The following is a 21702-nucleotide window of genomic DNA, read 5'->3' on the forward strand; positions in this document are numbered from 1 at the left end:
CTCGATTTTTCCTCCGGCGGAGGTATTTCCCGACAGAAAATACCCGAACTCTCCTGCTATTTTCTGTCCCCAAATACCTTGGGGGAATTGGCCGAAGGCCAAGGGGGCAAAGCCCCTAGCTGCGTCACTGGTCCCGGTTGCGTCCGTCTGATATCTGCGAAACTCTCCGCCTTAAGACATGCGAAGGGAATCGTTTTATGCGCATTGCAATCAACGGGTTCGGACGGATCGGCCGCACGGTATTGCGCCAGCTTCTGTCGGATCACACCGATATCAAAATCGCGCTGATCAACGATATCGCAACGATCGAAAGCTGCGCCTATCTCTTTAAATACGACAGTGTGTTCGGCCCCTACCCCGAGGATGTCCGCCACGACGGCACGAACCTATTGATTGGCGACCGTGCCATCCCGCTGACCCGCGAAGGCGACCTTGGTGCGTTGGATTTGGAGGGCGTCGATGTGGTGATGGATTGCACGGGCACCATCAAAACGCGGGATCATGCCGCGAAAGGTCTGAGTGCCGGCGCGCGGAATGTTCTGATTTCCGGGCCCTGCACGGAAGCCGAAGAAACATTGGTTCTGGGGGCAAATGAAGGCCGGATGGGCGACGCGCGTATCGTTTCGAACGCGTCGTGTACCACCAACGCCCTCGCCCCTTTGTTGCGGTCGGTGCATGAAACGCTGGGCATCGCCCGCGGGCATATGACCACGATCCATTGCTACACCGGCAGCCAGCCGATGGTTGATGCCCCCCGTGGGGATTTTGCGCGTAGCCGTGCAGGTGCTGTGTCTATGGTGCCGACCACCACAAGTGCGACAAAACTGATTGACGATGTTTTGCCCGATCTGGCCGGTCGTGTGACCGGATCCGCGGTGCGTGTGCCCGTGATCTCGGTATCGGCGATTGATGCGGTCTTGCAGCTGGAAACGTCGGCTCAGGGCGACGGGCAGGATTACGTCCGCCAGTTGGCCGCACAAAACCCGGTGATCGGCCTGACCGAAGATGCCACAGTCTCAACAGATCTGCGCGCGCGGCCGGAAAGCCTTGTGATCGCTGTGCCCGAGACCATCGTCAGCAACGGCGGCCAGCAAATCCGCATCTTCGGTTGGTATGACAACGAATGGGGTTTTTCCGCGCGGATGATCGATATGGCCCGCCTGATGGCAAAGCGCTAGCGATCAGGCACGGCGCACGATTTGTGCGCCGGATGTGTTCAGCATGCTGTTGGCATAGCGCGCAGCATCAGCATCCTGCCCCATATCATAGACCGCAAACCCATGGCGGATCGCCCAAGAAACGCAGTCCAGGTGCAGCTTGGCGCGGACATCAGTGCGATCGACACCCTGTGCAGCGGCAAAGCCCACAACGTGCACACGGTCCAGATCATGGTCCAGAATGTGCGCCAGAACGCCAATCGGGCCGTCTGCATCCCGCAGGGTGACAAGAAACAAGGCGTCGGAATGCTGTGCGTTGACCAACAGCGCCCGCATCGCAACCAGCGCCTGTTCCGTGGCGCCCTCTGCCAGCATCATGTCCATCAAGAAATCCAGATCCGTGGCCACATCTTCGGGCTCGGACACATAGGACCGCCACGCGCGGCGCTTGCGCATCGCAACGAGGTGTTCGGCGACCGATGCGTCTTCAAGGTCCTTCAAATAGGCCTCGGCGCTATCTGGCAGAACGATCTGCACGCTGTCTTTCTGAAGGCTGGCGGTGCGGAATGCGTTCGACGAAAAGCCTGCCATGAACTTGCGCATACGGCCCTGCGCACCGTTTCCGGAGACGCGCAGTGTTGTCCAATCCAGCGTCTGAACCGCTTTGGCCAGAAGCGGCAACACCGCCGCTTCATAATCCGGATGGCACAGCAGCGCGCCGTATTCAGCCCCCAGCAAACCGCTGGCACCAAAGGCTTCGCCCTTTTTTAGGCCAACAGGCAACAGACCAACGACCTGACCGTTTTGCGCCAGATCGCTGACAACAAGCACACGCCACGCATCGGGGTTGTCCCGCATGATCCGGCGCATCCATGACCAGCTTAGAAATACCGTGGCGTTCGGATCGATGGTTTCCAGAGTTTTCCAGCCAGACCGCAGGTTTTCAAATGCGTCCAACGTGATCGCCATCGTCACCTGAAGACGGCGCGGCGCGACGGGTTTGGCATTTTCAAGCGACGGTTTGTGTTCGTAAAACATCTGGTGCCTCGTTGGCGAAGCACCCACGCAAGCCTTTGACAGATCAAAGGAACCCTACGAAAGCCCAACGCCTTAGTTATTCGTTAGGCAAGATGTACAAATTCAATTCGGCAGGATTTTGATTAAAATGGGAAAGATTGTGACCAATTCGGAAACATTCCACCGATTGTTTCCGAACCCGCGCCGGATCAGCGCAGGCCGCCTACGATCCAATCGGTGATATCCCGCATCATGCTGTCCGAGGCCGCGTCAAACGCCGCGACGACGTCTGCATTATCCAAGCTCGCAGATGGTGCCGTCGCCGTGAACGTACGGCTGGCTAGAATGCGGATATCCTGTTCCCGTACCAACTGAACCGACAGACGCAGTTTGACCTCGGCCGTATCGGCATCAGGCGCGGTTTCCGCTTGGAAATCAATCACATCCGTCACAACGGCAACATCACCCGACAGCCCCAGCGGTTCACGCCCCACATAGCGCAGCGCTTCGGTCTGTTGCAGCGACCGCAGGATCAGGCTTTGGACCATGACGGGCACCGTTTCACCCCAACGTGCGCTTGGCAGATACTGTGCCGACAGCGCGCCCGGTTTGATCATCATCCTGTCGGTGTCCAGGGCCCCCGTGGTTGTCGGCAGTTCCACCGTCACGTCATAAGGCAGGCTCCGACCCAGCGGCCCGATATCCTCCGGTGCGCGCAATTCGTAGACGTCCAACACTTCGGTCGCCTCGGTAAAGGCGGAAATCGCAGAACAGCCCGACAGGGAGGCAGACACCAACAAAGCAATCAAAGGCAGTCGAAACATATCAGATCCCTATCGTCTGAATTCAGGTGTATCGCGGTCAAGCAGGAACCGCGCCGGATCGCGGGAAATTTGTTTGGTCAGCTTTTCCAGATTCCGGATCAGGCGCCGCGTTTCATCGGCCAGCGCCGTGTACTGCGGCAGGCCATCGGCGGCGAACGTGGCAATGGGGGTGCCTGCGCGGCGGGCGATGGTTTGCAGTTCAATAAACGTCGCCTCGGCGCTGCGGGCTGCACCGCGCAAGTCTTCGGTCACCTCGGGCAGGTCCGCTGAGACATCGGCGACCGCGGCATTGAATGTGTTGATCGCCTCGCGCAGATCGGCGGTGATCTGGCCGATGTCTTCGTTCAGGACACGATCCGCGCCTTCAAATGTCTTTTCCGCAGCAACCAAGGTGCGCTGGCCAACTTCTAGCGCGACGTTCACCTCGGTCAGCGTGTCATTCGCGTTCGAGAAGGTCTCGGTCACCATTTCAAGCGCGGCCTGCGCATCGTCGGTCAAAGCCGCCACATCGCCCGATGCGGCGTTCAGGTTTTCGCCGACAGACTGCACGACACCGGATGCCGTGGCCGTCGCCTCGCGGATGTCGGCCACGATGGCGGGCAGATCGGTTTGCGCAACTTTGTTGATTTCATCCACTGCAGTTTGCACGCTGGCAATCGCGACGCGGCTTTCGTCAATCAGTGCGGCACCATCGATCATCATCAGATCATCAAAATTAGTGGCCGCCTCTTCGATCTCGGCGGTTGCGGTTTCCAGCGACGCGATCAGCGCGCGGGTTTCCCCAATCAGCGGTCCGGCTTCGTCAAAGCGTGCGAGCGCCGCCGATCCTGCACTATCAAACGTCGCCATGGTGGTACGTGCCTCTTCCACGACGACCAGCATTTCGCGTCGCAGATCGGCAATCGCGCCCTGCAGTTCGATGGTCAGCGCAGGCAGGTCGTTCGACAGATACCCGGTGGCTGAATCGATGCTTTCGGTCGCCGCCGTCAGCGTGCCCTGCCCCGTCTGGATCAGAGTCTGACCGTCTTTCGCCAGATCATTCACGGTCACCAGCGTTGTGTCGGCGGTTTTCAGAACCACGGACAGGTCTTCACTAAGCCCCTCAAGCGTGGTGTTGAAGCGGTCGATCTGATCCGCAAATCCGGAAATCTGATCGGTTACCGAAGAAAAACTGTCCAGAACGGTCGAAAAGCTTTCCGATGCTTCTTCGACGTTGATCAGGATGTTGTCGACACGTTGACGGTTTTCCGCGCTCAGCAGCGCGTTCAATTCTTTCATCGTGTCCAGAGCGGTTTCCACCAGTTCCGGCGCATCCTCGGACAGGCTTTGCAGAATGGACCGGCCCGCAGGAATGGTTGGAATATCGTTCACCCCGTCCAACAATTCAGACGACGGATCACCGGCACTGATGCCCACATAGGCCACGCCCGTCACACCCTGACTTTCAATCGTGGCTTCACTGTCGGCGCGCACCGGCGTTTCGCTGTCGACCTCAAGGCGGACAACGATGGTGCCGTCACGATCCGGCGACAGTTTCACACTGACAACCTGCCCCACCGGCAGACCCGCAAAACGCACGTCAGAGGCATTCGACAGGCCGGACACCGACGAAAACTTCACGTCGTAGTAGGCATAGCTCTGGTCAAGGTTCACACGCGCGAACCACATCAGAAAGCCCAAAATCCCCACCACACCGGCAAGGGTAAAGGCCCCGATCAGAACGTAATTTCCTTTGGTTTCCATGCCCTGCCTTATTCCTTTTCGGCCGTCTCAAGCGCCGCACGCGCCCGCGGACCGTGAAAATAACTGTGCACCCAAGGGTGATCGACCTTCAACATCTCTTGCATCGTGCCTGTCACCAGCACCTTCTTTTCCGCAAGCACCGCAATCCTGTCACAGGTTGCGTGCAACGTATCAAGGTCGTGCGTCACAAGAAAGACGGTCAACCCCAAAGACCGGCTCAGTTTACGGATCAATTGGTCGAACTCGGATGCGCCGATCGGGTCCAGACCGGCGGTGGGTTCGTCCAAAAATACGATATCGGGATCAAGCGCCAGCGCGCGGGCCAGACCGGCGCGTTTGCGCATCCCCCCCGACAGTTCTGATGGATATTTGTCGCCCGCCAGATAAGGCAGACCCACCAGCGCGATCTTCAGATCGGCCAGCGCAGCGCGCGTTTTCGCATCCAGCCCTTCGATCTGTTTCATCGGCACTTCGACGTTTTCCCGAACGGTCAGCGATGAAAACAGCGCCCCATCCTGAAACATCACGCCCCAGCGGCGCTCAACCGCGTTGTGCTCTTCTTCGCTGGCCTTGTTCAGATCAACGCCCAGCACCTCGATTTCGCCTGCGCGGGGTGTTTGCAGCCCGACGATGGTGCGCAGCAGCACAGATTTACCCGTGCCTGACCCGCCAACGATACCAACGATTTCGCCACGGTAGATATCCAGATCCAGATCGTGGTGAACGACCTGCGTGCCAAACTGGTTCCGGATGCCGCGCAGGCGGATGACGGGGGCTTTTTCTGCGTGTTCCGACATGGCTTAGTACCCCATCTCGGCAAAGAAGATCGAGAACATTGCATCGATGACAATCACCGCAAAGATCGCTGTCACAACCGCGGCCGAGGTCTGGCGACCCAGCGATTCCGCGTTGGATTTCACCTTCATGCCCGCGTGACAGCCAACAACGCCAATCGTCACCGCAAAGAACGGCGCTTTGATCAGGCCGACAATGGCGTGTTTCACGTCAGTCCCTTCGACCAGTCGTGTCATGAACATCGCAGGCGAAATGCCCAAATCCGCCCACGCCATAAGCGCACCGCCCAACAGCCCCATCACATCGGCAATCAACCCAAGGATCGGCAGCATCAACAAAAGCGCCAGAATGCGCGGCACGAACAACATCATCGCAGGATCAAGCGACAGGGTTTCCATCGCGTCGATCTCTTCCCGCATCTTCATCGACCCAATAGCCGCCGTGAAGGCCGATGCGGTCCGGCCCGCCACGATAATCGCGGTCAGCAAAATGCCCAGTTCCCGCAGGATCGAGATCGCGATCAGATCGACGACAAACACCTCGGCTCCGAATTGCTGCAACTGGGTCGATCCCTGAAAGGCCAGAACAACGCCAATCAGAAACGCCATCAGCGACACAATCGGCACTGCTTGCACACCCACGGCCTCGCAGTGATGCACCAAAGCAGTCAGACGAAATTCAGACGGGCGCAGGATCGATCGGAATAGTCGCGCAAGGAACAGGCCAAGAAAGGCCATCAGCTCGCTTAAGAACGTCCAGCCAGCCACCGTCTTGCGCCCCAACAGGTCCAGACGGTCGGTGATGGTCAGGGCGTGCTCGGGTTCGGCGTCCGGTTCGGGATAGGCGTTTTCAACGGTTTCGATCAGGCTCTGAAAATTCTCGCTCGCGCCCTCAAAGCGCAGCGATTTGCCCGCCTTCTCTAACCGTTTGGCCAGATTGATCAGCGCCCATGCACCAGCGGTATCCAGCCGTTCGACACCCGACACCTCAAGCACGATATCGCGGTCCTTGGGCAGCGGTTCCAACGCCTTCTGCAACGCTTCCAGCCGCACAACTGTACAGGCCCCGCGCAAACGCAGGGTCAGCAACATGTCGGTCGCGGACAACTCGGTCAGAGAGATGGCAGGCTCTGTCATTAGCGACGAGTCTTTCTACCTTTTCAGGTCGTTGGCAAGGTCTCAGCCCCGCCAGAAGCGGACAGTGAACAAAATCAACACAGCCATCAATTCCAGCCGCCCCATGAGCATCGCGAAAATCAGCAGCCACTTGGCGGTATCGTTGATGTTCTGAAAGTTCCCCGCAGGCCCGATTTCATCGCCCAGACCCGGGCCGATATTGGCCAGCGCGGTCGCCGCGCCGGAAATGGACGTGATGAAATCCAAGCCCGTCATTCCCAAGGCGATGGCAAAGATCCCCAAGATCACAAGGAAGAACATGAAAAAGCTCATGACCGAACTCATGACATCCTCGGACACAGGGCGCCCTTCATAGCGTGGCGTGAAGATGCCGTTGGGCGATCTGATCTTACGCAGCTGCGTCTTGATCGAGGCCACCAGCAATTGATAGCGGAACACCTTGACCGAACAGGCCGTCGATCCCGCGCAGCCGCCGATAAGGCCGATGAAGAAGAACATCGCAATCAGGAACGGCCCCCACTGCATGTAATCAACCGACGCATAGCCGGTGCCCGTCATGATCGACGTGATGTTGAACAAGGCTTCGCGCAGCGCCTGCTCGGGATGATGCGGGAAAACGGTGACCAGAATGCTGACAGTAACCACCACAAGAACCGCGATAATCGTCAGGAACGCGCGGACCTGACTGTCATGAAAAATCGCCGTCCGGTTCCCGCGGGCCATCTGCACGAAACGCACAAACGGCAGCGCCGCAAGGATCATAAAGACCGACGCCACATATTCCGCAGGCCCCTGAAACGTCCCGAACGACGCGTCATAGTTCGAAAACCCGCCCGTCGAAACGGTGGTCAATGCGTGCACCGTGGCATCAAAGGCGTTCATACCCGTCACCAGATAGCACAGCCCGCAGATCAGCGTGATTGTCACGTAGATGGTGGAAATCGATGCCGAAATCTCGGTCGCGCGGGGCAGGATTTTACCCATCGTATCAAAGGCTTCGGACCGGAAAATCTGCATCCCGCCAACGCGCAGTTCAGGCAGGAAGACCATCGCGACCACGATGATCCCGATGCCACCAAGCCACTGCAACAACCCACGCCACAAAAGCAGGCCCTTGGGCAAATCATCCAACCCCGAGAACACGGTGGAACCGGTGGTGGTCAGGCCGGACATCGCCTCGAAATATGCGTCGACTATTGTCGCTTCGGTCGCGCCGATCACAAAGGGGATCGCGCCGAAGATCGGCAAAGCCACCCAGACGCCTGTGGTCAGCAAAAACGTTTGTTGCAGCGAGAGCCGTTCTTTCACGCCATTGGCAGACGACAGCGCAATCAACCCGCCCGCCAGAATGCTGATGATTGCGCTTTCCAGAAACACCGGCCACGCGCCACGCCCTTCGGCGATATCCACGATCAGCGGGAAAAGCATAGTGACCCCAAGAAAGGACACCAAAAGGCCGATCACATAGGCTACTGGACGCAAGTCAAACATGAACGGAGCGTTGCCGCGCCGCAGCGCCTAAGTCAAGCGCTGCAACGTGTCAGGCGGGTCTTAGCCGACGTGGAACAGCGTCGAGAACAGCTTGGGATCAAGGCTTTCGGAGTGGAATAGATCACCCTCTGTCAGTACAGACACAGCGTCATGGCTGTGCAGGCTTTCCTGATGGCTGGCCACCACGCGGAAATCACCGATCCGGTCATCCTGAAGCAGTTGCTCGGCAAAAAGACGCGCCGCGTCCTCTACAAAGATCGGGTTCGCCGCGTTCAATTCGGCAAAGGCCTGTTCATCTTCGCGCTTCACCATCACCTGCGTTTCCGTCGGCACAGCCGCGCGGCACATGTCGATCAGGTCTTCGAACCACAGGCAATCATCGCCCTTCAACTCCACCGAAATACGCGCAACCGACCGCTGCGAATGCGGCGTCGCCAGTTGGCCACGTGTGCGGCGCGCGTGCTCGGACAGTTCCAAAGAACAGGGGCACGTCGACGAATATACATAGTCAAGGTGCATGATCTTGCGGCGCACGCCGTTCATCTCGACCAGTTCCAGCGCGATGTCGTAATACTGGAAACCGGACAGACCGGAACGCAGGCTATCGACCCGCACAGGGAAGCTTAGGCGCATGTTGATGCGGGCATCAAAACTTTCGAGATCGGTCTTGTAATCCTCAAGCGCCTTTTCGATCACCTCGAACGAAAACGTCGCTTCCGAGTGTTTGTAGAAGCTGCGCATGATCCGCGACATATTGATGCCCTTCTTATCGGCATCAAGACTAACGGACCCTGTCACGCTGGTTTCCAGCGTCAGATCGCCATTGTCGCGGCTGTGATAACGGATCGGCAGGCGGAAATTCGAAATGCCCACATGCTGGATCGCACGCTTTGCGCCACGGATCAGAGAAGACGGACCATTTTGCAGGTCCGGCAGGCTGGCCTTGTAGGCCGCATCGACAGTAAAATCGCCATCATAGTCGCGATCAAGCGCCGGATACGCCACACCATTGCCATCAGGCACAAGCGCATGCACCGCAGGGTCGAGATCAACGATCTCTTCATCCTGTGCTTTACCGGCCCACTGCCGCAACACGGCCAAGGCCTGTTCCGCCTCTTCGCGGCTTGGCTTTCGGTCGATTTCAGGTGTGAACACGTTCATGCATTAGCCCTCTCGGCAACTCACCTACCATAGATAGGCAGGGATTGGGAAATTTCCATCTATCCTTACCTACGTAGCGGATGGGCTGATGGATGAAACTTTAACGTCCCATCCACAACTTTGTTTCACACGGCGTCCAAAGCGGCCAGCAAATCTTCGACCAGATCGTCGGCATCTTCCAAACCGACCGACAGGCGGATCAGCCCGTCAGAAATGTTCAGACGTGCACGTGCCTCGGGCGTCAGGCGCGAATGCGTTGTGGTCGCCGGATGGGTCGCAATCGACTTGGCATCACCCAAGTTGTTCGAGATCAAAATGACTTCGAGCGCGTTCATGAAACGGAAGGTCGCTTCTTTCCCGCCGTCGATCTCGAACGCCAGCATCGTGCCACCGGCCCCCAACTGGCGCATCGCCAGGTCGTTCTGCGGATGCGACGCCAGACCCGGATAGATCACCTTGGTCAGCGCCTTGTGACCTTCCAGCGCTTTCGCGATGGTTTCTGCCGATGCGGCCTGCGCACGGACGCGCAGATCAATCGTCTCAAGGCCTTTCAACATGATCCACGCCGTAAACGGGCTCATCGCGCCGCCGGTGTGCTTCATGTAGGTTTCAACCTTTTTGCGGATCAACTCGCTCGATCCAAGGATCACGCCACCCAGCGCACGGCCCTGACCATCGATATGCTTGGTCGCGGAATAGACGACTAGATCGGCACCCTGCTCGATCGCGTTGGAAAACACAGGCGTCGAAAAGACGTTGTCGACGATGGTCAACGCACCAACCTTGCGGGCCAGCGCGGACACAGCCGCGACATCGACGATATCCAGCGTCGGGTTCGACATGGATTCAAAGAACACCGCCGTCGTGCCGGGCGTGACGGCCTTTTCCCACTGGCCCAGGTCTTCCCCATCCACCAGTTCGATTTCAACACCGAAACGGGTCAGGATTTCCTCGACGATATAGCTACAAGATCCGAACAGCGCACGGGCCGAAACAACACGGTCACCAGCCTTCAGAACAGACATCAACGCGCCATTCACAGCCGCCATGCCCGAAGCGGTGGCAAAGGCATCCTCGGCCCCTTCCAACAAAGCAATACGTTCCTCGAACATGCGCACTGTCGGGTTGCCGTAACGCGCATAGACAAACTCGTCAGGCGACGGGTTGGCAAAACGGCCCTCGGCCTGTTCCGCACTGTCATAGGCAAAGCCCTGCGTCAGATAGATCGCTTCGCTCAGTTCGCCCCACTGGCTACGGCGTGTCCCACCATGAACAAGATTGGTCCGTGTGCGCTTCTTCGTCATCTCATATCCTTCCTCGGGCCTGTCCAACCCACAAAAAAACCCCGATCGCGGTCAAAGCGAAAGGGGCTCCCTCGTCTGACCTCTTTAGCGGCATTTTTAACGTGGCCCGCAATCCGGTAACAAATCGCCACGGGAAAGACGGCTAAGCTCAAAACCCTTTCAGGTCAACCCTGTCATCGCCCTGTCACGCAGCTTTCACGTAACCATCATGTCGGCACGCTACCTGCATCGTAAGATGCCAAGGAGGTCGACGATGCCTGTCCTGTTCATCACAGCCCAAGACGCATACCCCCGCGCGCACGGGACCAAAGGCGATTTGTGCACCCTGCTGCGAAGCCTGACAAAACCCGAAGACACCGGCAAGCCCGTGGTCATCATGGTGCACGGTTTCAAATACCAGCCCGGTAGCAAACACGGCTGTCCGCACAAGACAATCTTCTCCAGCAATCCGCGTATGCACAAAAACAATCCGCGCATCATCAGCTGGCCACGACACCTGCGCATGACACGGCGAAACGCAGGCCACGCGATCTCTTTCGGCTGGCCCGCGCGGGGCCACATAAGTCAGGTCTACCGCGATGCAGAAACCGCCGGACACGCGCTGGCGCATCTGATCACCCGGATTAAAGCCAAATGCCCCGACCGCCCGATCCACGCTGTCGGTCATTCCCTTGGCGCACGGGTCATCCTGTCCGCTCTCCGCCAACCCGACGCACAGCCCCTGACCCGCGCCATCCTTCTCGCCCCCGCCGAATTCACCAAAACCACCTACGACGCGCTAAACTCCCCCGCCGGACGGAAGACAGATATCCTCGTGGTGACCAGCCGCGAAAACGATCTCTTCGATCTTCTGCTAGAAGTGTTCGTCAAACCCGCCTACCGCGGCGACCGCACCATCAGCCACAAAGGCATCACCGCCGCCAACGTGCGTACGCTCCAGCTGGATCACATCGACAGCCTGAGCGCTCTCAAAGACGCGGGCTACCCGATCGAGCCTCCGAAAAACCGCATCTGCCATTGGTCGCCGTACCTGCGCCCGGGCGTCTTCCGACTCTATCGCGCCTATTTGTCGGGAAAAATCACACTGACCGAACTCGGCACAATCCTTCCGGACAAGATGACGCCGCGCTGGTCCCGCCTTCTTCCGACGCTCTACGCCGTCAAGCAAAGATGGCCCACGGCAGACCAAACCGGAGCAAGCCTGCCAAAGGCGGGATTGCGACATGAACCTGCGCGCGCGCCAGCGCGCACATTGGGATCACCTAGAACGGAACATCATCTGCGGCGCAAATGAACCGCGACACCACGCGCTTCACGCCCGCCTTATCGAACGCAATCTCAAGCTTGTCGCCTTCGATCCCGATGATCTCGCCATAGCCGAACTTCTGGTGAAACACCCGCTCGCCCATCACATAAGATGACACCGCCGTCGCATCGATCACCTGATGGCGGGTTTCCTTGGGCTGGCTCATGGGCCGCTCGCTCGCCCGCTCCTGCAGCCGCTTCCAACCGGGCGAGTTGTAGACATTCGCCTCGGTCGCCCGCGTCTCGACGCCAGACGACATGCCGCCCATCCCAGACGCCGCTCCATAGCCACCGCCATAAAGCCCCGGCGGTGTCAGCACATCCACATGCGCCTCGGGCAGCTCGTCAATAAAGCGCGACGGCATCTGGCTTTGCCATTGGCCGAACACACGCCGGTTCGCTGCAAAGGAAATCGTGCAAACTTCCTCGGCCCGCGTGATCCCCACATAGGCCAGACGCCGCTCTTCCTCGAGCCCTTTAACCCCGCTTTCATCCATCGACCGCTGCGACGGGAAGAGCCCGTCTTCCCAACCGGGCAAGAACACCATCGGGAACTCAAGCCCCTTGGCCGCGTGGAGCGTCATGATCGACACTTTCGCGCCGCCATCGTCAGTCTCATTGTCCATAATCAAGCTGACGTGCTCCAGAAACCCTTGCAGGTTTTCGAAGCTTTCCAAGGCCTTGACCAGTTCTTTCAGGTTCTCCAACCGCCCCGGCGCCTCTGGCGTTTTGTCGTTCTGCCACATGGTGGTGTAGCCGGATTCGTCCAGAATAATCTGCGCCAGTTCGACGTGGCTGACCTCCGGCTCGGACGCCAACGGCTCGATGAGGTCATCAACCACCTCGTCGCTTTCTACCGTCACCACGTTGCGCGACATGCGCCCCCAGCGGGCCAGGCCTACGACCAGTTCTTTCAACGCCGCAGCGCCCTTGCCCTTGATCAGCCCTTGCTCAACCGCAATCGCCGCGCCGTTCAGCAGCGACACACCGTTTTCACGCGCCGCACGCTGGATTGTCTGCTGGGCCTTATCGCCCAAGCCACGTTTCGGCGTGTTCACGATCCGCTCGAACGCCAGATCATCGTCGGGCGACACGACCAGCCGGAAATATGCCATCGCATCACGGATCTCCATCCGCTCATAAAAGCGCGGGCCGCCGATAACGCGATAGGGCAAACCGATGGTCAGAAAGCGGTCTTCGAACGCCCGCATCTGGTGCGAGGCGCGCACAAGAATGGCCATCTCATCCAGCGACATCGCCCGCACACCGCGCGAACCAGACTGCGCAGACTCGATCTCTTCACCGATCCAGCGCGCCTCTTCCTCGCCATCCCAATGGCCGATCAGACGAACCTTTTCGCCGTCCTGCACATCGGTCCACAGCTCTTTGCCCAACCGGTCCGAGTTGCCGGAAATCACACCGGACGCGGCCTTCAGAATATGGGGCGTCGAGCGATAGTTCTGCTCAAGCCGTACAACATGGGCGCCTGGAAAATCCTTTTCAAACCGCAGGATGTTGCCCACCTCGGCCCCGCGCCAGCCATAGATCGACTGGTCGTCGTCACCCACGCAACAGATGTTCTTATGCGACCCTGCCAACAGGCGCAGCCACAGATACTGGGCGACGTTGGTATCCTGATACTCGTCCACCAAAATATAGCGGAACCAGCGCTGGTATTGTTCCAGCACATCCTGATGGGTCTGGAAAATCGTAACCATATGCAAAAGCAGGTCGCCAAAATCCACCGCGTTCAGCTCACGCAGACGGTTCTGGTATTCCAGATAGAGCGACGGTCCTGCGTTATTGAACGCATTGGCATCAGACGACGGCACCTTGTCCGGCGTCAGCGCGCGGTTTTTCCAACCGTCGATCACCCCAGCCAGATGCCGCGCGGGCCAGCGTTTGTCATCGATCCCGCGTGCCACGATCAACTGCTTGAGCAGCCGCAACTGATCGTCCGTGTCCAGAATGGTGAAGTTCGACTTCAGCCCAACCAGTTCCGCATGTCGGCGCAGCAGTTTCACGCAGATCGAGTGGAACGTGCCCAACCAAGGCATCCCCTCAATCGCGCCGCCTAGCATGCCGCCCACACGGTTTTTCATCTCGCGTGCAGCTTTGTTGGTAAAGGTCACCGACAGAATCTCGTTCGGTCGCGCCTTGCCCGTCGACAGGAGATGCACGATCCGCGATGTCAGCGCCTTGGTCTTGCCCGTACCGGCACCCGCCAGCATCAGCACCGGACCGTCCAGCGTTTCCACCGCTTCGCGCTGCGCCGGGTTCAGATCATCCAAATAGGGCGTCGGACGCGCCGCCATGGCGCGTGCGGACAAGGATGCGCCTTCGAAGGCGTCCATTTCATCAAAGCTGCTCATGGCCCTAAGAATAGCCCTGCCACGTCCGAAGATAAAGAGACGTTCGGCAAATGTTCTACACTATTCCAAAAGTCCCAATCATATCAAAGCATGCGCCAACAGGCCGACCGCGACCAAGCCTTGCATCAGATAGGTCAGGCCCATGCCCCCTGCCCGCAAAACCATCTTCGGCGTCGGAGATGACAATGCCGCCGCATGGGCCAGACGCCCCACCAACAGCATCATGCCCGCGCCATGAACCGCCACAGCCGGCGCACCGCTCAGTTCCATCATCAGCATCAGGATCAGGCCGATGGGCGCGTTTTCGGCGCAATTCCCGTGGGCGCGAATCCGACGTTCCAGAATGCGGTCGCCCCCATCGCCCAAAGACACCTTGGCCGAACCGCGCATCTGCACGACGCGATAGGACAACCAAAGATACAGTAATGTCAGCAGTGCTGCGTAAATCGGCGTGATTTCCAAGGTCATTACGGCCCCTCCACCGCGCCTCCCTCAAGAACCCAGTCGGAAAACCCGTCCTTCAGGTGCGACGCTTCAAAACCCATCTTCTGCAACTGAAACACAGCCAGCGCCGAACGCCAACCAGAAGCACAGTGCAAAACGTATTCTTTCCCCTCTTGGGCAAAGACATCGCGGAAATAGGGGCTGTCAGGATCGACCCAGAATTCCAGCATCCCGCGCGGGGCGTGCACAGAACCGGGAATCCACCCGGTTCTGTTGCGTTCGCGTACATCACGGATATCCACCACCACAACGTCGTCACGTTTGAACATCTCAAGCGCGTCCAGCGTGTCGAGCTCGGGAATTTGCGACCGGGCTTCGGCCACCAATTCCGCGGCGGATATCCGCAGTTTCATGTGCTTAGGCCTCGTATTCGACCAGCAGGTCTTTCGCGTCGATCTGACCACCGGCTGTGACGTGAACCGCTTTGATGACGGCGTCGCGTTCTGCATGCAGACCGGTTTCCATCTTCATCGCTTCGATCGTCAGCAGCAGATCGCCCTCTTTGACGGACTGACCAGCAGACACACCGACCGACGCCACAACGCCCGGCATCGGCGCGCCGACGTGGTTGGGGTTGCCCATTTCCGCCTTGGGACGGGCCGCTGTCGTTGCCTTGACCTTGCGGTTCGGCACACGGATCGACCGCGGCTGACCGTTCAGTTCAAAGAACACCCGCACTTCGCCGTCTTCGTTGGTTTCGCTGGCCGCAATCATGCGGATTTCCAGCGTCTTACCAGGGTCGATTTCGGCAGTGATCTCTTCACCCGGCTCCATGCCATAGAAGAACGTCCGCGTCGGAAGCGTGCGCACCGGACCATAGGTGTTGTGACGCTCCAGATAGTCGGTAAAGACCTTGGGATACATCAGGTAACCGTTCAGATCCTCGTCATCGATCTCGGCTCCGTCGAACTTGTCCGACAGTTCCTTGCGCGTCGCTTCCAGATCAAGCGCTGTCATGTGCTTGCCCGGACGATCCGTCATCGGCTTTTCGCCTTTCAGAATCTTCTTCTGGATCGCTTTCGGGAACCCACCCGGAGGCTGACCAAGGTTACCGCGCATCATGTCGATCACCGAATCCGGGAAGGATACGTCACGTTTCGGGTCTTCGACCTCGGAGCGTGTCAGGTTCTGGCTGACCATCATCAGCGCCATGTCACCCACAACCTTGGACGACGGAGTCACTTTGACGATATCACCGAACATCTGGTTCACATCCGCATAGGTCTGTGCGACCTCGTGCCAGCGTTCTTCCAGACCCATCGAGCGCGCCTGCGCTTTCAGGTTGGTGAACTGGCCACCGGGCATTTCGTGCAGATAGACCTCGGATGCCGGTGCCTGAAGCGACGACTCAAACGCCGCGTACTGACCACGTACAGCTTCCCAATAGTTGGAAATCTCGCGGATCGCACCGATGTCCAGACCTGTGTCGCGCTCGGTAAAGCGCAGCGCCTCGACAATCGATCCCAGCGTCGGCTGCGATGTGTTGCCCGAAAGCGCGTCCATCGCGGCGTCGACGGCATCCACACCGGCCTCAGCTGCGGCCATGACGGTCGCGATTGCCGCACCGGATGTGTCGTGTGTGTGGAAGTGAATCGGCAGGCCGACCTCTTCTTTCAAGGCACGGACCAGCGGGCCCGCGGCGGCGGGCTTCAACAGACCCGCCATATCCTTCAGACCCAGAACATGGGCACCTGCATCACGCAGCTGCTTACCCATATCGACGTAGTACTTCAGGTTATACTTCGCACGGTCGGGATCGTTGATGTCGCCCGTATAGCAGATCGTACCTTCACAGACCTTGCCGCTGTCGATCACCGCATCCATCGCGACGCGCATGTTTTCCACCCAGTTGAGCGAGTCGAACACGCGGAACACGTCGACACCAGACTCAGCGGCCTGTTTGACAAAGAACTGAACCACGTTGTCGGGATAGTTGGTGTAGCCAACACCGTTCGATGCACGCAGCAACATCTGCGTCATCAGGTTCGGCATCTTTTCACGGATATCGCGCAGACGCTGCCACGGACATTCCTGCAAGAAGCGGTAGGCCACGTCGAACGTCGCCCCGCCCCAGCATTCGACCGAGAACAGCTGCGGCAGCTTTTCGGCATAGGCCGGTGCCACCTTGATCATGTCGATCGACCGCATCCGCGTCGCCAGCAAAGACTGGTGACCGTCGCGCATTGTGGTGTCGGTGATCAGAACCTGTTTCTGCGCCGCCATCCAGTCAGCAACCGCCTGCGGGCCTTTTTCCTCAAGCAGATTACGGGTGCCATAGGCGACCGGATCGGTCGAGGTTTTGGGCGCGCGCGCCGGTTTCAGATCGGGGTGCGGTTTCGCACGGCCTTCGGTTTCCGGATGCCCGTTGACCGAGATATCAGCAATGTAGGTCAGAACCTTGGTGCCACGGTCCTTGCGCGGTTTGAAATCAAACAGCTCGGGCGTCTCGTCGATGAACTTGGTGTGGTACTGGTTCGACAGGAACGTCGGGTGCTTCAGCAGGTTCTCAACAAAGTTGATGTTGGTCGACACGCCACGAATACGGAATTCGCGCAGCGCACGGTCCATCCGCGAGATCGCCTTTTCCGGCGTCTGCGCCCAAGCCGTCACCTTCACCAGAAGCGAGTCGTAGTAGCGCGTGATCACGCCGCCCGCATAGGCCGTGCCGCCGTCCAGACGGATGCCCATACCGGTCGCAGACCGATAGGCGGTGATGCGGCCATAGTCGGGGATAAAGTTGTTCTGCGGGTCTTCCGTTGTGATCCGCGTTTGCAGCGCGTGGCCGTTCAGGCGGATATCATACTGCGACGCCTTGCCTGTCGCCTCGGCCAGCGATTTGCCCTCGGCGATCAGGATCTGCGCCTGAACGATGTCGATGCCGGTGACTTCTTCGGTGACGGTGTGTTCCACCTGAACACGCGGGTTCACCTCGATGAAGTAGAACGCGCCTGTGTCCATATCCATCAGGAATTCGACGGTGCCCGCGCATTCATAGTTCACGTGGGCACAGATTTTACGACCCAGTTCGCACAGCTCTTCGCGCTGCGCCTCGGACAGGTAGGGTGCGGGCGCGCGTTCAACGACCTTCTGGTTGCGGCGCTGAACCGAACAATCCCGTTCGTACAGGTGATAGATGTTGCCATGGCTGTCACCAAGGATCTGAACCTCGACGTGACGGGCGCGCATGATCATCTTTTCCAGGTAGCCTTCGCCGTTGCCAAAGGCGGCCTCGGCCTCGCGGCGGCCTTCCATGACCTTCTCGGGCAGTTCCTTGGCATTCATGATCGGGCGCATACCGCGGCCACCACCACCCCACGACGCTTTCAACATCAGCGGGAAGCCGATCTCTTCGGCCTCTTTCTTGATGGCTTCCATGTCATCGCCCAGAACCTCGGTCGCGGGAATAACCGGCACACCGGCCTCGATCGCAACCTTACGGGCGCTGGCTTTATCGCCCAGCTGGCGCATGGTTTTCGCCTTGGGACCGATAAAGGTGATGCCGTTCTTTTCGCAGGCGTCGACGAATTCGGGGTTCTCCGACAGCAGGCCATACCCCGGATGGATCGCGTCCGCGCCGCTTTCCTTGGCCACGCGAATGATCTCGTCAATCGACAGATAGGCTGCAACGGGCCCCAGCCCCTCACCAATGCGGTACGCTTCGTCCGCTTTGAACCGGTGCAGGCCAAGTTTGTCTTCCTCGGCAAATACGGCAACGGTCTTTTTCCCCATCTCGTTGGCCGCACGCATAATGCGGATCGCGATCTCGCCACGGTTGGCAATGAGGATCTTCTTGAAGTCGGTCATAAGGCTGGCTTCCTGATTAGTAACTTGGTGCAAGGTTATGCGGATTGTCACGGTGCAACAACTTGGCGAACCGGATAGTGACGGGCGCTCAAACGGGTGGGTTTCCACTCCCCGTTCTGAGAATTTTACCCCGCAATTCAGCGGGATGGATGGCGCCAAGCTGCCCCAGATTGGCGACCAAATCTTTGGTGAGAATATCGATCAGATGCTTTGGCCCCCGTCCCCCCAAAGCAGCCAGAGCATAGTGAAAACCACGCCCTAACATGCAGATGTCGGCACCCAAGGCGATTAGACGCAGAATATCAAGCCCCCCTGATATCGATCCATCAGCAATGACTGGCAAATCGGTAACATCACGAATTCTGGGTAGGACAGACGCCACCGAAGGCGCCCCGTCGAACTGCCGTCCGGCATGGTTCGACACCCAGATTGCATCCACACCTGCGGCGTCAAGTCGCTGCGCATCCTCTGCGCGCATAACGCCTTTGACGACAAAGGGCCCATCCCAGTTGTCACGCAGCCAATGCAAATAGTCCCAATCAGGCGAGGTCCGCAGCAAATAGCCCACATGCGCTGTCGAGGACCGGCTGGATACATCCTGAACATAGGCATCCAGCGTCTTCATATGCGGCAACCCGTTTTGCGCCATCGCCATGGCCCAAGCCGGACGGCAGGCCACCTGCGCCAACAAACGCGCGTTCAGCTTCGGCGGCTGGGTCAGCCCACCGCGAATCTGCCGTTCACGCCGCGATGCAACCGGCACGTCCACTGTCAGAACCAATGTCGAAAAGCCCGACGCCTTGGCGCGATCCAGCAAATCCTTGCGCGTGGCTTCATCGCGGGGTGGATAAAGCTGGAACCAGCCCTTGCCGCCAGTCAGCGGCCCCACCTCTTCCGGTGTGGCGGTGGCGACGGTGGACAGACAATAGGGAATGCCCGCAGCCGTGGCCGCGCGAGCGAGGATTTTCTCGGCCCCCGGCCAGACCAGGCCCGACATGCCAACCGGCGACACACCGATCGGCAGTTTGTACGACGACCCCAGGACATCCGTGGTCAGATCGGGCGTCTGTTCGCCATGCAGGATCGAGGGAAGAAAACACAAAGCATCCAGATCTGCGCGATTGCGCAGGTTGGTCTGTTCGTCGCCGGTCGATGAATCAAGAAAATCCCAAACAAATCGGGGAAGCCGCCGTTTTGCACGGCCGCGCAGGTCAGAGAGTGCCGGATAGAACTGATCTAGATCCATAAGCGCCCTTGTTAGCGTTAACATGCGCAATGTCCAGCCCCGTAAAAACCCACGTTTACAGGCCCACTGCTACGCCGCACCGCAGAAATATAAAAAATCCCTGCAAAAGTCTTCACTTTTCTCTTGCAGCCCGTCGCGACACATCCTAAATCGCCTCCACCCAATGGTTAGCGGGCGTAGCTCAGGGGTAGAGCATAACCTTGCCAAGGTTAGGGTCGGGCGTTCGAATCGCCTCGCCCGCTCCAATTGGGACAGACATGATGGTTTGCGGGCGTAGCTCAGGGGTAGAGCATAACCTTGCCAAGGTTAGGGTCGGGCGTTCGAATCGCCTCGCCCGCTCCATCAGTCGGTCCTTTCCTTCCGGATCCAGCGGCGCGCCTTCGGCGCACAGGCTTATCTCGGGCTGAAGCCCTCGGGATTGGCGCGCTTTGCTGATGTCTCCGCACCTCCCCGCCGCACACGCCGTTTGAAATCCGCATCACTTCGCGGCCCGCGTGAACGCCATGGCTTTCCCTGATCGTCCTGCCTGCCTATAAGCGCCCCGAGACAGACGAAGGATCGTTGACATGCGCAGCGCCAAGATCACGCGAAAGACCGCTGAAACCGACATTTCGGTCGAGATCAATCTCGACGGGACGGGCAAGTACGACAACCAGACCGGTGTCGGCTTTTTCGACCACATGCTGGATCAGCTATCGCGCCACGCGCTGATCGATATGACCATCCGCGCCAAGGGTGATTACCACATCGACGATCACCACACCGTGGAAGACACCGGCATCGCCTTGGGTCAGGCCCTGACACAGGCACTGGGCGACAAGCGCGGTTTGCGTCGCTACGGCGAATGCCACTTGCCTATGGATGACGCGCAGGTACGTTGCGCGCTGGATCTGTCCGGCCGTCCTTTCCTTGTGTGGAATGTGGACATGCCGACCGCAAAAATCGGCACTTTCGACACCGAACTGGTGCGCGAATTTTTCCAAGCATTGTCGACACATGGCGGCATCACGCTGCACATCGATCAGCTGCATGGCTTCAACAGCCACCACATCGCAGAGGCCGCGTTCAAGGCCGTGGCCCGCGCGCTGCGGGTGGCGCTTGAAACCGACCCGCGCACAGCCGACGCGATCCCGTCGACCAAAGGCGCGCTGTAACCCCTCAGGCGGTCCGAAGCCGGGCCGCCCCCTTTCGCCACAGTATCCACTCTGCGATCAGCGCATTCGGCACCCAGCAGAGCCACGACACTATCAGGTATCCGGTCTCGAACCCGAACCCCATCGCGAGAAACGGCAAATAAACCCGCAGTGTCACCGCCGCCAGCGTCAGCGCGGCTGATCGGACCATCCAGCGCCGGTGCTCTGCGATCCGTCCCAACATGGCCAACCGCACCGCCTGCACCGTAACCGCGATCCAAAGCACGGCCAGAATGCCAAAGGCCACGCCTGCCACCGGTCCGGCGCGGGTCCCGCTGGCAAGGACAAGCGCGGCCACACCCGACACAACGATCAGCAGCACATACAGCCGCCCGAACCAACGGTGCAGTGCTGGCCTGCGCGCACGTAGGCCTTTCCAGAACTGAAACGGCAAAAGCGCCAGCACCACTGGCGCTAGGCCGATATGTAGGTACAGCGCCAACTTCTGTGTCTCGGGGAAATGCGCCATGGCCGGCATCGAGGCCTCGACCCCGAACACCAAAAACCGCCACGACACCAATGCCACGCCCAACGACAGAATCCAGAACATCGAAATTCGTGCCCGTTCTAACATTTTCAATCTCCTTCAATCGAATCTTTACAGTGTCAACTTGACACCGTCATAATCGAGAAGACTTGACGCCGTCAAG

General features: G+C 58.9%; 17 protein-coding genes, 2 tRNA genes and 1 riboswitch. Of the genes, 5 read left to right on the forward strand and 14 right to left on the reverse strand.

Annotated elements, in window-relative coordinates:
• Window positions 1-197 precede the first annotated feature (197 nt).
• Entirely contained in the window at window positions 198-1178 is a 981-nt protein-coding gene (locus tag AC4FIA_RS13520) for a type I glyceraldehyde-3-phosphate dehydrogenase (protein WP_490366294.1), read from the forward strand.
• 3 nt (window positions 1179-1181) lie between these two features.
• On the opposite strand, the gene AC4FIA_RS13525 is transcribed toward AC4FIA_RS13520, so the two are convergent.
• The 8 genes from AC4FIA_RS13525 to metZ all read right to left on the reverse strand — a co-directional run bounded on the left by AC4FIA_RS13525 (window position 1182) and on the right by metZ (window position 10628).
• Window positions 1182-2195, reverse strand: coding sequence for a GNAT family N-acetyltransferase (locus AC4FIA_RS13525; RefSeq protein WP_490366295.1), 1014 nt, complete (start codon window positions 2193-2195; stop codon window positions 1182-1184).
• Between the two features lie 188 nt (window positions 2196-2383).
• Window positions 2384-2998 (reverse strand): ABC-type transport auxiliary lipoprotein family protein, encoded by a 615-nt coding sequence (locus tag AC4FIA_RS13530; protein ID WP_490366296.1) that lies wholly within the window; start codon window positions 2996-2998, stop codon window positions 2384-2386.
• 9 nt (window positions 2999-3007) lie between these two features.
• Window positions 3008-4741 (reverse strand): MCE family protein, encoded by a 1734-nt coding sequence (locus tag AC4FIA_RS13535; RefSeq protein ID WP_490366297.1) that lies wholly within the window; start codon window positions 4739-4741, stop codon window positions 3008-3010.
• Between the two features lie 8 nt (window positions 4742-4749).
• On the reverse strand, window positions 4750-5538 hold the full coding sequence (locus AC4FIA_RS13540) for an ABC transporter ATP-binding protein (protein WP_490366298.1): 789 nt from the start codon (window positions 5536-5538) through the stop codon (window positions 4750-4752).
• 3 nt (window positions 5539-5541) lie between these two features.
• Window positions 5542-6672 carry an ABC transporter permease gene (locus tag AC4FIA_RS13545; RefSeq protein WP_490366299.1) on the reverse strand — a complete coding sequence of 377 codons (1131 nt, stop codon included), beginning with the start codon at window positions 6670-6672 and terminating at the stop codon, window positions 5542-5544.
• Window positions 6673-6714: 42 nt separating this feature from the next.
• Window positions 6715-8163 carry a TrkH family potassium uptake protein gene (locus tag AC4FIA_RS13550; protein ID WP_490366300.1) on the reverse strand — a complete coding sequence of 483 codons (1449 nt, stop codon included), beginning with the start codon at window positions 8161-8163 and terminating at the stop codon, window positions 6715-6717.
• Window positions 8164-8223: 60 nt separating this feature from the next.
• Window positions 8224-9324 (reverse strand): GTP cyclohydrolase FolE2, encoded by a 1101-nt coding sequence (folE2, locus tag AC4FIA_RS13555; RefSeq protein ID WP_490366301.1) that lies wholly within the window; start codon window positions 9322-9324, stop codon window positions 8224-8226.
• Between the two features lie 125 nt (window positions 9325-9449).
• A complete protein-coding gene (gene metZ, locus AC4FIA_RS13560) occupies window positions 9450-10628 on the reverse strand; it encodes an O-succinylhomoserine sulfhydrylase (protein ID WP_490366302.1) in 1179 nt (392 codons plus the stop codon).
• Window positions 10629-10691: 63 nt separating this feature from the next.
• A riboswitch (SAM riboswitch) is annotated at window positions 10692-10769 on the reverse strand.
• A 112-nt stretch (window positions 10770-10881) separates the two neighbouring features.
• Here metZ and AC4FIA_RS13565 point away from each other — a divergent pair.
• Window positions 10882-11922, forward strand: coding sequence for a DUF726 domain-containing protein (locus AC4FIA_RS13565; RefSeq protein WP_490366303.1), 1041 nt, complete (start codon window positions 10882-10884; stop codon window positions 11920-11922).
• Here AC4FIA_RS13565 and AC4FIA_RS13570 read toward each other — a convergent pair.
• The 5 genes from AC4FIA_RS13570 to AC4FIA_RS13590 form a co-directional block, all read right to left on the reverse strand.
• Entirely contained in the window at window positions 11891-14305 is a 2415-nt protein-coding gene (locus tag AC4FIA_RS13570; protein WP_490366304.1) for an ATP-dependent helicase, read from the reverse strand. The two genes, AC4FIA_RS13565 and AC4FIA_RS13570, sit on opposite strands and share 32 nt — an antisense overlap.
• A 78-nt stretch (window positions 14306-14383) precedes the next feature.
• Window positions 14384-14773 (reverse strand): MAPEG family protein, encoded by a 390-nt coding sequence (locus AC4FIA_RS13575; protein WP_287474916.1) that lies wholly within the window; start codon window positions 14771-14773, stop codon window positions 14384-14386.
• Window positions 14773-15162, reverse strand: coding sequence for a rhodanese-like domain-containing protein (locus tag AC4FIA_RS13580; protein ID WP_287474914.1), 390 nt, complete (start codon window positions 15160-15162; stop codon window positions 14773-14775). The genes AC4FIA_RS13575 and AC4FIA_RS13580 overlap by 1 nt, the downstream gene beginning before the upstream one ends.
• 4 nt (window positions 15163-15166) lie before the next feature.
• Complete coding sequence (locus tag AC4FIA_RS13585) at window positions 15167-18613, reverse strand: pyruvate carboxylase (RefSeq protein WP_490366305.1); 3447 nt, start codon at window positions 18611-18613, stop codon at window positions 15167-15169.
• A gap of 88 nt (window positions 18614-18701) precedes the next feature.
• A complete protein-coding gene (locus AC4FIA_RS13590) occupies window positions 18702-19859 on the reverse strand; it encodes an alpha-hydroxy acid oxidase (RefSeq protein ID WP_490366306.1) in 1158 nt (385 codons plus the stop codon).
• Window positions 19860-20029: 170 nt separating this feature from the next.
• Here AC4FIA_RS13590 and AC4FIA_RS13595 point away from each other — a divergent pair.
• The 3 genes from AC4FIA_RS13595 (at window position 20030) to hisB (ending at window position 21013) form a co-directional block, all read left to right on the forward strand.
• Window positions 20030-20104 (forward strand) — tRNA-Gly (locus tag AC4FIA_RS13595).
• A gap of 22 nt (window positions 20105-20126) precedes the next feature.
• Window positions 20127-20201, forward strand: a tRNA-Gly gene (locus AC4FIA_RS13600).
• Window positions 20202-20425: 224 nt separating this feature from the next.
• A complete protein-coding gene (gene hisB, locus AC4FIA_RS13605; RefSeq protein ID WP_287474910.1) occupies window positions 20426-21013 on the forward strand; it encodes an imidazoleglycerol-phosphate dehydratase HisB in 588 nt (195 codons plus the stop codon).
• Window positions 21014-21017: 4 nt separating this feature from the next.
• On the opposite strand, the gene AC4FIA_RS13610 is transcribed toward hisB, so the two are convergent.
• Window positions 21018-21626 carry a DUF2306 domain-containing protein gene (locus AC4FIA_RS13610; RefSeq protein ID WP_490366307.1) on the reverse strand — a complete coding sequence of 203 codons (609 nt, stop codon included), beginning with the start codon at window positions 21624-21626 and terminating at the stop codon, window positions 21018-21020.
• Window positions 21627-21702 lie beyond the last annotated feature (76 nt).

It is taken from the genome of Thalassococcus sp. (assembly GCF_982780845.1).